This window comes from Corynebacterium sp. sy017 (assembly GCF_017918135.1).
GTDB lineage: Bacteria > Actinomycetota > Actinomycetes > Mycobacteriales > Mycobacteriaceae > Corynebacterium.
The window spans coordinates 183,574-196,061 of sequence record NZ_RZUE01000002.1; the positions used below are offsets into that span (position 1 = coordinate 183,574).

At 45.3% G+C, this 12,488-nt stretch carries 14 protein-coding genes; 11 read left to right on the forward strand and 3 right to left on the reverse strand.

Annotated features, from left to right (window positions below; all coding sequences use genetic code 11):
• Positions 1-16 precede the first annotated feature (16 nt).
• Positions 17-253: a hypothetical protein gene (locus tag EML15_RS04305; RefSeq protein WP_144273635.1), complete on the reverse strand. Its 237-nt coding sequence runs from the start codon at positions 251-253 to the stop codon at positions 17-19.
• A 230-nt stretch (positions 254-483) separates the two neighbouring features.
• Here EML15_RS04305 and EML15_RS04310 point away from each other — a divergent pair, with 230 nt between their 5' ends.
• The 5 genes from EML15_RS04310 (at position 484) to EML15_RS04335 (ending at position 5,079) form a co-directional block, all read left to right on the forward strand.
• A complete protein-coding gene (locus EML15_RS04310; protein WP_144273636.1) occupies positions 484-1,692 on the forward strand; it encodes an MFS transporter in 1,209 nt (402 codons plus the stop codon).
• 55 nt (positions 1,693-1,747) lie between these two features.
• Positions 1,748-3,037, forward strand: coding sequence for an ATP-grasp domain-containing protein (locus EML15_RS04315; protein WP_144273637.1), 1,290 nt, complete (start codon positions 1,748-1,750; stop codon positions 3,035-3,037).
• 68 nt (positions 3,038-3,105) lie between these two features.
• Positions 3,106-3,408 (forward strand): type II toxin-antitoxin system Phd/YefM family antitoxin, encoded by a 303-nt coding sequence (locus EML15_RS04320; protein WP_144273638.1) that lies wholly within the window; start codon positions 3,106-3,108, stop codon positions 3,406-3,408.
• Positions 3,409-4,135: 727 nt separating this feature from the next.
• Positions 4,136-4,699 (forward strand): type II toxin-antitoxin system antitoxin SocA domain-containing protein, encoded by a 564-nt coding sequence (locus EML15_RS04330; protein ID WP_168194999.1) that lies wholly within the window; start codon positions 4,136-4,138, stop codon positions 4,697-4,699.
• Positions 4,696-5,079, forward strand: coding sequence for a type II toxin-antitoxin system death-on-curing family toxin (locus tag EML15_RS04335; RefSeq protein WP_144273641.1), 384 nt, complete (start codon positions 4,696-4,698; stop codon positions 5,077-5,079). The genes EML15_RS04330 and EML15_RS04335 overlap by 4 nt, the downstream gene beginning before the upstream one ends.
• Positions 5,080-5,118: 39 nt before the next feature.
• Here the strand turns inward: EML15_RS04335 and EML15_RS04340 are convergent, their stop codons facing one another.
• Complete coding sequence (locus EML15_RS04340) at positions 5,119-5,733, reverse strand: cation transporter (RefSeq protein WP_144273642.1); 615 nt, start codon at positions 5,731-5,733, stop codon at positions 5,119-5,121.
• 556 nt (positions 5,734-6,289) lie between these two features.
• Between EML15_RS04340 and EML15_RS04345 the strand changes: the two genes are divergently transcribed.
• Both EML15_RS04345 and EML15_RS10195 read left to right on the forward strand, forming a co-directional pair.
• Complete coding sequence (locus tag EML15_RS04345) at positions 6,290-6,610, forward strand: hypothetical protein (RefSeq protein WP_144273643.1); 321 nt, start codon at positions 6,290-6,292, stop codon at positions 6,608-6,610.
• A gap of 203 nt (positions 6,611-6,813) precedes the next feature.
• Positions 6,814-7,065 (forward strand): Abi family protein, encoded by a 252-nt coding sequence (locus EML15_RS10195; RefSeq protein ID WP_144273644.1) that lies wholly within the window; start codon positions 6,814-6,816, stop codon positions 7,063-7,065.
• Here the strand turns inward: EML15_RS10195 and EML15_RS04355 are convergent.
• Positions 7,062-7,430, reverse strand: a complete 369-nt coding sequence (locus tag EML15_RS04355; protein ID WP_144273645.1) for a helix-turn-helix domain-containing protein — start codon at positions 7,428-7,430, stop codon at positions 7,062-7,064. The genes EML15_RS10195 and EML15_RS04355 overlap by 4 nt on opposite strands.
• A gap of 235 nt (positions 7,431-7,665) precedes the next feature.
• Here EML15_RS04355 and EML15_RS04360 point away from each other — a divergent pair, with 235 nt between their 5' ends.
• The 4 genes from EML15_RS04360 (at position 7,666) to EML15_RS04375 (ending at position 12,486) form a co-directional block, all read left to right on the forward strand.
• Complete coding sequence (locus EML15_RS04360) at positions 7,666-8,604, forward strand: NADP-dependent oxidoreductase (RefSeq protein WP_144273646.1); 939 nt, start codon at positions 7,666-7,668, stop codon at positions 8,602-8,604.
• Between the two features lie 228 nt (positions 8,605-8,832).
• On the forward strand, positions 8,833-10,020 hold the full coding sequence (locus tag EML15_RS04365; RefSeq protein WP_144273647.1) for an MFS transporter: 1,188 nt from the start codon (positions 8,833-8,835) through the stop codon (positions 10,018-10,020).
• Positions 10,017-11,144, forward strand: coding sequence for an ATP-grasp domain-containing protein (locus EML15_RS04370; protein WP_144273648.1), 1,128 nt, complete (start codon positions 10,017-10,019; stop codon positions 11,142-11,144). The genes EML15_RS04365 and EML15_RS04370 overlap by 4 nt, the downstream gene beginning before the upstream one ends.
• A gap of 211 nt (positions 11,145-11,355) precedes the next feature.
• Positions 11,356-12,486, forward strand: a complete 1,131-nt coding sequence (locus EML15_RS04375; RefSeq protein WP_144273649.1) for a CE1758 family FMN-dependent luciferase-like monooxygenase — start codon at positions 11,356-11,358, stop codon at positions 12,484-12,486.
• Positions 12,487-12,488 lie beyond the last annotated feature (2 nt).

The following is a 12,488-nucleotide window of genomic DNA, read 5'->3' on the forward strand; positions in this document are numbered from 1 at the left end:
CAATATTTTGGTGGGCTTAGGTGTTATGCTTTGCCCTTGTGTGTTGGATCCACCCAAGACTAAGCGATACTAAGCCAGCCACACCAACAAAAAATGAAATATTAGTCCACCATATAATCCAGGCTGATGCGTTGCGTTCTATTCCTCTATCTTCGAGTATTCGGTATTCAATGCCATTGGCAATGAGTGAAATTATGAAAGATATAGCAGCAATGGCAATGATGATAATGCTGTATTTAACTATCTTGGTCATAGTGTGCCTCACTTTCAGTGGAGTTTTATTATGCCCCAAGTGTTATATCTCAGACAAGACCCAATTTTTGATATACCAGAGTGGTGAATAAAAATTCTTCATCATCTTCAATACCACTGAGTGGTTTTATTGCTCATGTGGGTAATCTGTGCGTCGTACGGGCTGCCTAGTTTTAATATTTATGCACCATATGTGTTGTTTTGCTGGGGGATGCGTCGTAAAATTAAGCAATGAGTAGCCGCACACCAGGTAAAACCATTTGGGCACTGTCGCTTGCCACATTCATCAACCGTTCCACGGGTTTCTTGGGTCTTTTCGCAGCGATATTCTTTTCCTCAACTGGAATGAACCAGCAGACCATTGTCATTGCACTGTTTATTGCGGGAATCGCAGGCATTGTTGGTTCTATCCTCGGTGGGCGCTTAGCTGATGTGTGGGGTAAAAACACGGTGCTCATCGTGAGCACTGCTATGAATATCTGCCTGTTTTTCTTGCTTGGGGTAGTGGATTATTCCCGCACCTGGTGGGTCATTGCTATATCGGCTGCGAGCATTTTGCTGTCCCAGGCTTTTGTGGGCCCAGCATCAGCGCTGGTTGCTGAGTCAGCCAAACCCGAGGAACGGGTTACACGTTTTGCGTTTTACCGCATTTTCGTGAACGTCGGCAGTATTGTTGCTCCTGCTTTGGTGGGGTTAATTGGTAGAGATCATTTCCATACGCTCTTTTTCATTTCTGCACTCAGCTCGCTCATCGTACCCGTGATTCTTTACGCTGGGCGAGATACGCAGGATACATCACATAAAACTGAATCCCAGGGCTCGCCTGAGGGTGGGGAAACGTCCTCAGCTATTCATTCTGAAAGCGGATTCACCAAGCATATGAGCCTGGCGTTGACGCTGGTTCTTGTGGCTATGGCGTGCACAATGGTGATCTATGCGCAGCATCAGAGTGCTGTGCCGCTGCGGCTGGATACCTTTTCTGGTGGTGTGCAATTGTATTCTTTGCTGCTGATTATCAACCCTGTGATTGTGATTGCTGTGGAATATCCGCTGAGCCATCTCATTAAACGCCTTGCAGCAAATACTGCGCTGATGCTGGGTGTTTTCATTATGGCTGTGGGGGTGGCGGTCACTGGCTATTTCGCGGAAAATATGGCACTCGCTATTTTCGGGTGGGTGTTGTTTTCCCTTGGCGAATGTATTTTCGCGCCAATGTCCAATACCTATGTTTCACAATTAGCGTCCGACGCCACCCAATCCGCTGCCCAGGGAAAACTTGCCGCTTTCCAATCTGGTGGGGCAGCGCTTGGCCCCAGTATCGGCAGCTGGATGTTCTTTAACACTCACGACGGTGTGTGGTTGGGCTGTGTGGCATTAAGCATCGTGAGTGTTGTGCTTATACGAATCGCAGGAGGGCTTGCGCAATCGCAGCGAGCGTAAAGCAGTAAGAATCCGGTAGTGGGCATGAGACAGTGACTAGGAAAAGGAGTTTCTAATGGCAACCTTGATAGTAGATCCTTTTAGCTCAGGTGCATATTACCCTGAACTGCTAAAACAAGCCGGAGTGGAGTATTATGTTGTGCGCACACAACGCTCACTCGATAGTGGCTTATCCGACGGCACCCCTATTCCCGACCTGTTGGCAGACAATGTTGAACTATCCGATGTTACTCAACTCGTGCAGCTATGCCATGAACACAGCATTGACAGGATCATCATTGGTGCAGAATCAGGTGTGCCCTGTGGCGAAGCACTCAAAATTGAACTCGGACTAGCGGCTAACCTCCCCGACAAAGGACAACGCTTCTGGAATAAACAATGCCTCTACAATTTTCTGTCCGAAAAGAACGTTCGAGTTCCCAAGCAGTGGGCAATTTTCAATGCGGAGGATTTAGCAGGGGATTTAGAGGGTGAATCCTGTGCTGGTGTGCTGGCAGATCTCCCGTATCCCGTCGTCGTGAAGCCCGATGTGGGAGCAGGAAGTGTTGGGGTGCGCATAGTGTCCGACGCTAAAGCAGCCCACGCAGCTATCCAAAACATAGTGTCACAGGCAGGGTTCTTCGGCACAACGCCTGCGCGGGCAATTGTGCAGGAATGTGTTTCCGGACGGGAGTACGTCGTGGATACTTTCAGCGAGCATGGCAATCACCACATCAAAGCTATATGCACTTACGATAAGCACCCATCTTCCACAGGCTCTATGGTGTATGACCGCCTGCGTTGGCTCGACGAACACCAGGAGGAAACCGACGTGCTGACTCATTTTGCGCAATCATATCTTGAGGCGCTGAACCATTGGCATGGGGCAGTTCATGCAGAGATGATCATTGATGATCACGGGCCCTGCCTGATTGACTTGGGTGTTCGCCCGCATGGTGCTGGGCACCCGCTGAAAACCTTTGCGCTGACAGGGGATTCCCAACTGCACGCTGAGGTGCGGGCTGCGGTGGGGGAGGGCACGGCGGACACTGAGCTGTGTACTGGGGTAGATGCTGGGCTGGAAACTGGGGTGGCGTCGTACCGGCTACTCAAACAAGCCACAATTGAGTTTCTGAGTGTAGATCGGTCGTGCACAATCAAAACAGACGCTAACCCCCAAGAACTTTTAACACTCCCGGGTGTGATCTCCGGGGAAATAAACGCCACACCAGGTACGACGTACCCCGAGACGCACTCCCTGCTGGATTCCGAAGCACTTGGCCTGGTGTTTATTGAACAGGAACCAGCAGGAAGAAGCAATATCGATGTGCTCCGGAGCGCTTTTGAGGCGATGTTGGAGGGGTAGCTTATATCTTAAAAAGCTTGTAGTATAGATAACACTGGGTATGATATAACTCTGGAAGAGGTGCTTTGATGACTTTGGATATAGACCAAGAAGCAATGACAATTAACCTGACCAAAGCCCGTGAGATTTTAGGCGACATTGTTGCTAGAGCTAGTCATGGTGGTGAAAGAACTTATATTACCCGTAATGGTAAAATTGCGGCAGTAGTTGTACCAGCTGAGCAGATGAAAGAAATAGACCAGCTCCTAGAGCGGCTGGAAGATCTTGAGGACACCATTACAGCACTCGAGTTTGATCTCAACAGGGAAAATGAAAAAACACAACCTCTTAGCGAGGTTATTCGTGAACTCGAAGCAGAAGACAATACCTAAGATAGAGCAAAGCAATGGAGCAGATACTGGTTTACTGCTGCTGTCTTTTCCATTTTTATGCTTTCATTGTGTATTTTCATGTACTGCGATTACCATCATCATCTAATTCGAACCCTACTACGTCGAGAGAATCTTCCAGGTATTGGATATGCTCCTGCTAGTTCTGTGTGAGTTGTCTATATGTAATCCGTGTTCTGATTAGTGCATATAATGAGCGCAAATAATAAATCGGCAGTAATTAACGTCGTTAGTGGAGATGCTAGACAGTTGTGTTTTGGGCAAAATCCCGTGCCTCGCGAACCTAGAGTCTTCACTCCATTACCGGTTTTAGCTAGTGAGAGAAAGTTAACAGATAAGGTGAGTACCGGATTATCTGTTCTTTAGGAGTTCTTACCTTCTTTATATAGAGAGTAGGATTGTACTGCCATAAGAGCGAATATGGCCCAGAATAGACCTGTGCTGTTATTGTGAATGGGTGCCCAGTACACCGCGCAGAATAGTGCTACAACGGCGAGAATGACTGAGAGTACAAGCCAAAGGATACGGAGTGTATTGTTCTGAGTCTCGAACATAATATTCAGGGGCTCCTTCTTCAAAAATAGAGAGAGACTAACGTAAAAGCATTTTACCATCGTTTTTTGATGTGCAGGACTGGTGGATTGCTTCAATTGGAGAAGAAGTTAGGTTGATGTATGTTCTATGCTGGTTAACAAAGGAGGGGATGTTTATGAGCACTCTAACAGCAATCGACGTTGCTGCGTATATTGAAAAGAGAGGTTTTGCAGGTAATTCCTGGAAGCTTCAGAAGCTTACTTATTATGCGCAAGCGTGGGTTGGTGCGTGGACTGGTAAGCCTTTGTTTTCTGATGAAATTGAAGCCTGGCGAGATGGTCCTGTGATTAGAGAACTGTACAAAAGTGACCGTTACCATCGTATTGGTGGTGAGCTTGCTGGTGACGTCACAAAGCTAACCGATGCTGATAAAGCAATGATTGATTCCGTGCTGCGGTTTTATGGGCAGAATACAGGTGAGCAACTCATTGAACAGACCCATAGCGAAAAGCCTTGGATTGATAGTCGAGAAGGCTGCGCTCCACACGAGCATTCATCGAGGCTGATTCCATTCTCAGCAATGGTGAAATACTATGCGCAGAAAGCAATGCAGTCTAGAGACGTTCCGAAAGCACCGATTATTGATGTCGCCTTACCTGAGGAAAAGGTAGTTGAGCAGTCTTTTCTTAAGATGGAAGATAAATGGTCTGTAACCCTTGAATGGCTTAAAGACAAGTGACGCACGAATTTCGTCTTGATATAGATGTCGTCATTGCTCGGAATGCAATAATCAATCGAAGTGACGTTGCCTCTTGTTTACTTGATCGTGGAAAACTCGAATCGGCACTAGCAAGACCTTTGCACACTTTTGATAAGGAATTACTCTATCCAACGATTTTCCATAGAGCTGCAGCTTTATTGGAAGGTATTGCAGCTGCTCATGCATTTTATGATGGGAATAAAAGGACTGCGTGGTTGTCATGCAGTGTTTATCTTGAACTTAATGGGATTGATATTGAAGCGGATCCTGTGGAGGCGGGTCAACTTGTTGTGGCTCTCGTAAATCACAAGATTGATGTGGAATACGTTGCGTCATGGCTAATACAGCATATGCAGTAGTATCAATTTCATCTTTTGGTGAGTTGGCTTGTTCTGTAATTAAGTCATCTCCAGCTCAGGTTCTTCCGCCTGAGCTTGTTCCAGAACCTCTTTAGCCGCAGAGAGGTTAATAATTCCAATAACAATTCCAATAATGACATCCGGCCAGATCGATAGCCACACTATTGTGATAATTCCACCCAGAAGTATCAGAATATTGGCAAAAACATCATTACGCGCAGCGAGCCACGCGCCGCGCACTAAAGCACCGGAACCATGCCGCAAACGCATAAGTAATAATGCGCTCATCATATTGATGATCATGGCAAGAACAGCTGTGAAAGATAATGCAAAAGGCTCAGGTGGATTTCCTGATAGGATTTTCCATATCGCCATTCCAAAAGCGGCAAAAGCGGGAATTAAAATGAGTGCCGCTAACCCAAAACTTGCTTTTCGACGAGCTGTCACAGACCACCCTAGAGCTGCAAGAACTAGAAAATTGATGAAGAAATCCTCAAGGAAATCGGCGGCGTCGGCAAAAAGAGAAGCAGAACCAATAAGGCCCGCGATAGTCACTTCTGCCACACAACCCACAAGATTAAGGGCAGCAACAATAGCGACGATTCTGCGTGCTTGTTTGTTGAGAGAATGTGCGGTGAGGTCGTGCTCTGTCATGCTTTCTTAAATTAGCACCGTAGCTAGGCTGGTGGTATTTTTCGGTTGTTTTGCTGGTAACTTTATTCACTGCACTGATAATTTGTGCAAGCAGAGGATCGGTGACGCTGAATTGCGGATCTGCGTTATATGATGCAGCGGTTCCTAGGGATTACAGTCACAACATCGGTATCCGACACAACAGGGCGTTCTAGCTACCGAACAAATTTTAGACACACTTTTTGTCCCTTAACCCCCTTAACCCAAAAAACGACCCTGAACTAAAAGCTCAGGATCGGAATTTCTTTTGATTTGCAGGTGATTCCTACTCAGTAAGCACTACTCTACCGTCTCCACCGTCATAACGTAAACCTGGATACACAAAGACCTCAGCTGAGCTGAGGTCTTTGGATTGATACGCATATGCGCCTGGCATATGCTCCTAGGAGAGATACTAGTAGGAAGGATCCTTGCCTTGGAAAATCAGCAGATGTTAAAGCAGCTGGAGCAGAGGATCGAATATCTGTCTGTCCAGGTTGAACGGCTAATAGAGATGCAACATCCTTATCCATCTCCAATGATGGAGTTCCGAAAGGTTGCGATGTTAACTGGGTTGACCTTCGAGCAGGAAGCACTAGCTCGAAAGCTTCTTGGAGCAGTGCTAGTTTTCCAACGTGACCGAGAAGTGGATATCGAAAAGGGACTGTTGCCTTTCCCGGAGGAAACCATAACGCTTTTTAAGGACTATGCCGACGACGGAATGATTGACCACAATCGAATAATAAATTTGTTAAAAACGTTTATTCCAGGTGGCGGTAACGTGGCGCAAGAACTACTCGCGGCTTGGGAAGTATCCCAGTCTGAAATTAGACGGAGCGATGGGCACGACGTGAACTGAATTTGTTACTGCTTCCATGTAGTGTTGACTTCAATGTCTGAACTGCGTATATTGCCATGTGATTACCCTTGGACAAGGTATCTTTTTCGAGGGTTGTACCTGAGTTAGATATTGTGTTATCCTTTCTCTCAACACGACCGGTTCCGCTGCCCGCCTAGGTGGGAGTCCAGGGCCGGTCCCTTTTCTAATCCGGGGGGATTGTAGTGTCTAAATTTTTCACAGATTATAATGAGCAAGTCGAATTACTTGAGAAGCGTGGAATGATTATCGCGGATCCTGAATATGCGGTTCATGTTTTGCGTACACATAGCTATTATCGATTGTCTGGTTACTGGTACCCAATGAGGTCTATGGATCCTATTACTCGTTGTAGCCTCGATACTTTTCGAGAAGGTGCAAACTTTGACCTAGTATTAAAACTTTATGATTTTGATGCGCGCCTTCATCAGCTCTAATTTTCTGAAGAGTAATTATGTGATGCATTTATGCTTGCAGGTGAGGGAGTGGGGGCTTGTGCGTCGTATTTTTCATTAGCGGCTAAAACATCATCGCGATGTTCTTCTGCCCACTGGCGTATAGCTGCTAGCGGAAGCGCTAAAGAGCGTCCAAGTTCTGTGAGTTCGTATTCGACGCCAACCGGCATGGTTGGGTAAACAGTGCGGGTGATCATGCCGTCTCGCTCTAATGATCGCAAAGTTTGTGTAAGAATTTTAGCCGATATGCCCTGAACATCACGTTTAAGTTGGTTGAAACGTAAAGGGTGTTGGCTGAGTTTGCCGATGATCAGTGCTGTCCATTTATCTGATACTCGGTCAAGGATTTTGCGGCAGGGGCATTGTTGTGAGTAAACATTTAGGAGTTTTAGAACAGGCTATAGTTTCCATAAGAAACTAGGTTACTTGTAGGTTGTTAGATTTCCCAAAAGTGCTTTCTTGTGGGGCTATGAGCGCTATTGCATTCTTAACAAAGGAAATGCTTAATGCGTTTCAGCGGAATCAACTTCAGCCTTCTCCTTTCTCATATGAGTTTTTGAGAGGGCTATTAAAGGAGGATTAATGACCATGATGAAACAAGCTCAAATACGACAGTGGGGATCTGTAGATAATTTCGAGTATGTAGACTCTGTAATTCCTGAAGCGCTCCCTGGGAGATTAGTGGTGAAGAACTGTGCAGTAGGAATTAATCCCGTTGATTGGAAAACACGCTCTGGGGCAGGGATTTCTGGCATGCTTGCTCTTGACGAGCCTATCGTGCTTGGTTGGGATTTTGCAGGTGAGGTTGTGGCTACTGGGCCTGAGACTACTGGTTATGCTGTTGGTGATCGTATTTTTGGGATGTCTGCATTTCCAGACCTTGGGCATTGCTACGCCGAGTATATCCAGGTGAAAGTTGGAGATGTGGCGAAAATTCCAGAAAATATCGGTTTTGTGGAAGCCGGAGCAGTGCCCTTGGCAGCGTTGACCGCGTATCAGAGTCTGTTTGATATTGCTGGTATTCAGCCTGGACAAAAAGTACTGGTGCAAGGGGGCAGCGGTGGAGTGGGGCATGTAGCAGTACAGCTTGCCAAGAATGCTGGTGCTCGGGTGTGGGCTAGTGCATCTACTCGGAACCAAGAGTTTCTGTCCACATTAGGTGCGCACCCCATCGATTATAGTCAGGACGACTTTAGTGATTTTGTTGAATACTTCGATATTATTCTGGATACGGTTGGTGGGGAAGTATTCCAAAATTCGTTGAAATTGCTTGCTCAAGGTGGGTGTATTGTGACGTGTCCTGATCCTAGTCAGATTTCAGAAGCGCGTGAACAAGGTTATGACGCGCATTGGGTGTTTGTTCGTCCAGATCGTGTGCAACTTGAAACTATCGCTAAGGCTTTAGGGGAGAAAGAATTGGTTGTTCATATTCAACAGGAATTCCCCTTCAAGGAACTAGCGCAAGCTCATAGATTGGGAGAAGGTGGGCATGTTCGTGGAAAGATTGTGCTTACTTTTTGATGAGAAGCTGAAAAATTTTATTTGAGGGCTGGATTTATTATTCCAGCGCATAATGTGCGTCGGCTTGGAAAACGTTTAAGTTCCTAAAAGAGTCAGGCTTGCGGCAAGAAAATGAAGAAAAAATAATCAGTAAAGGTATTAGGATGAAAAGCCCTGTCCTGGTGTGGGTATTTATGCTAGTTTCTCTTTTACATGAACAGTATTCTTTGTGGGAAGGTGGAGGTGTAATTGAGTAATCAGCTTCCTCAGAGCGGTCATTTTGCAGGTGTGAGAAATGAGCAAATACCTGTTTTCTTGCTTATTTCCATCCTTATTAGTGGTGTTTCCACGTTCATGCTCTATCCTCTGCTTACTTTTCGGCTGCTCGATATGGGCTTGAATCTCACAGAGGTTGGAGTGGTGTTGGGAGCTCTATCCGGGACGGGTAAGGTCCTGGCGTATGTTATAGGAACCATAAACAGTAGGGTGGGCTCAAAATTAACTGCTTGTATAGGGTTGATTTTGCGGACCGTCGGCATTGCTGTGTTCTTTTTCCAGGTAAATACTTTTATTTATGTTGTATTTGCCGCGCTTGCATCACTAGGCTCAACTGCTACTGCATTGGGGATAAAGACAGAACTCATGCGGCTATCACATAGCCGTAAGTACATTACACTCCGATCAATGGCGATTAACTCCGGTGCTATTGTAGGACCAGCTCTCGGTGCGGCTTTTCATTATTTTTTCCATTTCAATACAATACTCATTGTTTCCATCCTGGCGTATGTATTCTTAGCCTTGCTGCTGGCTATTCTTCCGTTTTCTCAGCCTGAAGCGCAAGCAACCAGTATGGAGAATACTTCCGACGGTAAGGGTAAAGACTCTTTTCTGCTTATTGCTGCTATCGCGGGTATATATTGGATTATCTACTCGCAATGGTCGATTATTGTTCCACTTATGTCAGAAAATGTATTTGGTGTGAAAGAAGCGTCGAATGGAATTTATATCGCCAATGCCGTTATTGTTTTGTGTTTGCAGTACCCATTACTGGTTCTTGCGTTGAAAAATGTCGAAGACACGTCGGTCATGCTCTTGGGCTTTAGCAGTTTCATTATTGCGTTTGGTGTTTTGCTGCCATTCTCAAGTATGGCGCAACCATTACTATTCTGTTTATTCTTCTCCATTGGAGAATTGCTGGTTAGTCCGACGATAGATTCATTAGCGGCGAAGTTGGCACCTTCACATATGGGTTTAACTAAAGCCTATGGAATGTTAGATTCTGCTGCTGGAATATGTGCGATTATTGGTTCTTCATTAGGTGGAGCGCTTATAGAACGGTGGCATAGTCTGCAAGGTTCAGTAATTGTATGCGTACCTGTTGCTGCCTTATCCCTTATCTTTATTTCGGTGATTAAGCGAAGAGTTAAAAGTATATGAAAAAGATCTATGTTATCAATCCCCGCCCTGTAGTTATTGATGCTGCCTGTGAGAATGGGCTTATTGTAACTGTTCTTGTCGATAATGATACATCTGCTAATGAACTCGAAGAGAAAGCTCGAATATTGAAGGTAGCTAATTGTAGCGACCCTATCCTCATCATCGACACAATGCTGAAAGATGGGGTAAATTTTGGAGATCTTGAGACTATTTGTCTGGGGCTGGGGGATCTTTCGAGTGAAGTGGCTAGCATGGTAAATGCTTCACTTTGCTTATCGACAAGTAAGTTTGCCACGTTCCAATCATTAGAAATGATGCGTAACAAGCTCATGCTACGTGAAGCTATGGGAAAAACTTGTGCGCAATATTCTGGAGAGTTTTGTAAGGCTTACGACGCGTCGGATGTTCTCAATATGCTCTCTAGTTCTTCGAGTGGAATTATTATCAAGCCTATTGATAGCTCAGGATCAAAGAATGTTCATTCGGTAGTATCTATAGAACAGTGGGATGATATTTCTTCCTCAATTAAGTACCCAGTATTGGTAGAAGAAAGATTTATTGGTCGGGAGTATTCCGTCGAAAGTATTAGTATTGATGGAAAACATCAAAACCTTATGGTTACACAGAAAACTCTCGGCGGTGAGACAGGTCTGGTTGAGGTTGCCCAGCTCCAACCTGCACCCCTTTCTGAGAGTGAACGTCAGGCACTGTTCACGGCAGCTCAGGCTATCCTTGACCTGGTTGGATACCGTTTCGGATTATCGCATATAGAGTTCATTCTTCAACAGGGAAAGCCGAAGCTAGTTGAAGCACATGGTCGAGTTGGGGGTGACAGGATAGCTGATCTGCTGAAGTACAGTACTGGTGCTAGCGCTTTTGAGCGTTTAATGGTTGCGTTGAAAAAAGGTATCCATCTTCCTGTGCAAGAAACGAAAATTCGGGCTTGTATCGAATATATTGATCTAAGAAATTGCTTGCAAAGCGATGAACAATGGCATGAGCGTATGTGGGAATGCGAAGATGTAGTAGAAACTATGATCCTGAAGCCTCAGGAAGAACGCTTAAAAATAGAAAAATCTTCTGACAGACACGCATACGTTATAAAAGTCACTTCCGAAGAATAATCTTGGTGAAAGTACTGCTATCAGCTTGGTTCTCTGTGTATCTCTGGTTCGGTGCTGACTCTTGTGTCTCTAAAGGGCGTCTCTGATTTGGTGCAGCTGGAATGATGCGCCGCTCTGTGCCTGGAATAAAAGGGTGCGAGGTGTGGTTGAAAGAGATGTAAGCGCTTATGGAGTAGGTATTAATTATTCGGATTAGATAGGTATAGTTGTTATGCAATTCGGTATTTTTACAGTAAGTGACATTACACCTAATCCCGTGACTGGTGCAGTTCCCACAGAGCATGAACGCATCATGGCATTGATTGCAATGGCGAAAAAAGCCGAAGAAGTAGGGCTTGATGTTTTTGCTATTGGGGAACATCATAACCCACCCTTTTTCTCCTCAAGTCCGACAACTACATTGGGCTATATTGCTGGCATTACAAGGAATCTTTTACTATCCACCTCTACAACCCTTATTACAACAAATGATCCCGTGAAAATTGCGGAAGATTATGCGATGTTACAGCATCTTTCTGGTGGGCGTATTGACTTAATGATGGGGCGTGGTAATACAGGTGCCGTATATCCGTGGTTTGGTCAAGACATTCGCAAGAGTGTCCCACTAGCGGTAGAAAATTATCATCTTCTGCGGAAATTATGGCGTGAGGAGGTTGTTAATTGGAAAGGGAAGTTTCGCACTCCATTGCAGTCTTTTACTGCCACACCACGACCACTAGATAATACGCCACCTTTTGTATGGCATGGGTCTATACGTACCCCAGAAATTGCAGAACAAGCGGCATACTATGGAGATGGATTTTTCCATAATCATATTTTCTGGAAACTTGACCACACGAAACAGATGATCAATTTTTACCGGGAACGCTATGAATACTATGGTCATGGCTCAGCAGATCAGGCGATTGTTGGACTTGGTGGTCAAGTTTTTATAGCGGAAACTGAACGGAAAGCAAAAGATTATTTCCGCCCCTTTTTCGATAATGCGCCTGTATATGGTCATGGTCCTTCCATGGAAGATTTTTCTAAAAGCACACCATTAACCGTAGGCACATCCCAACAGGTAATTGAGCGCTATGCTGAATATGCTGATGAAGTGGGTGATTATCAGAGGCAGCTTTTCCTCATTGATCATGCTGGGTTGCCATTAGAAGTTGTACTAGAGCAGATTGAGATTTTGGGCACGGAAGTTGTTCCTGCTCTACGTCGTGAGTTTGAGATTCATAGGCCAGCACATGTCCCTAGTGATCCACCGACCCATTCTTCTTTGGTGACGGCTGGGCCAGATTCATTATTTCATGAGGTAGAGCCAGCTAAAGATAATGTTGTAAGGGATGCGTAGTG

Coding starts and splice junctions, on each gene's coding strand:
- EML15_RS04305 (WP_144273635.1), bottom strand. CDS start 253: ATGACCAAGATAGTTAAATACAGCATTATCATCATTGCCATTGCTGCT.
- EML15_RS04315 (WP_144273637.1), top strand. CDS start 1,748: ATGGCAACCTTGATAGTAGATCCTTTTAGCTCAGGTGCATATTACCCT.
- EML15_RS04375 (WP_144273649.1), top strand. CDS start 11,356: ATGCAATTCGGTATTTTTACAGTAAGTGACATTACACCTAATCCCGTG.
- EML15_RS04360 (WP_144273646.1), top strand. CDS start 7,666: ATGACCATGATGAAACAAGCTCAAATACGACAGTGGGGATCTGTAGAT.
- EML15_RS04345 (WP_144273643.1), top strand. CDS start 6,290: ATGATGGAGTTCCGAAAGGTTGCGATGTTAACTGGGTTGACCTTCGAG.
- EML15_RS04370 (WP_144273648.1), top strand. CDS start 10,017: ATGAAAAAGATCTATGTTATCAATCCCCGCCCTGTAGTTATTGATGCT.
- EML15_RS04310 (WP_144273636.1), top strand. CDS start 484: ATGAGTAGCCGCACACCAGGTAAAACCATTTGGGCACTGTCGCTTGCC.
- EML15_RS04330 (WP_168194999.1), top strand. CDS start 4,136: ATGAGCACTCTAACAGCAATCGACGTTGCTGCGTATATTGAAAAGAGA.
- EML15_RS04340 (WP_144273642.1), bottom strand. CDS start 5,733: ATGACAGAGCACGACCTCACCGCACATTCTCTCAACAAACAAGCACGC.
- EML15_RS04320 (WP_144273638.1), top strand. CDS start 3,106: ATGACTTTGGATATAGACCAAGAAGCAATGACAATTAACCTGACCAAA.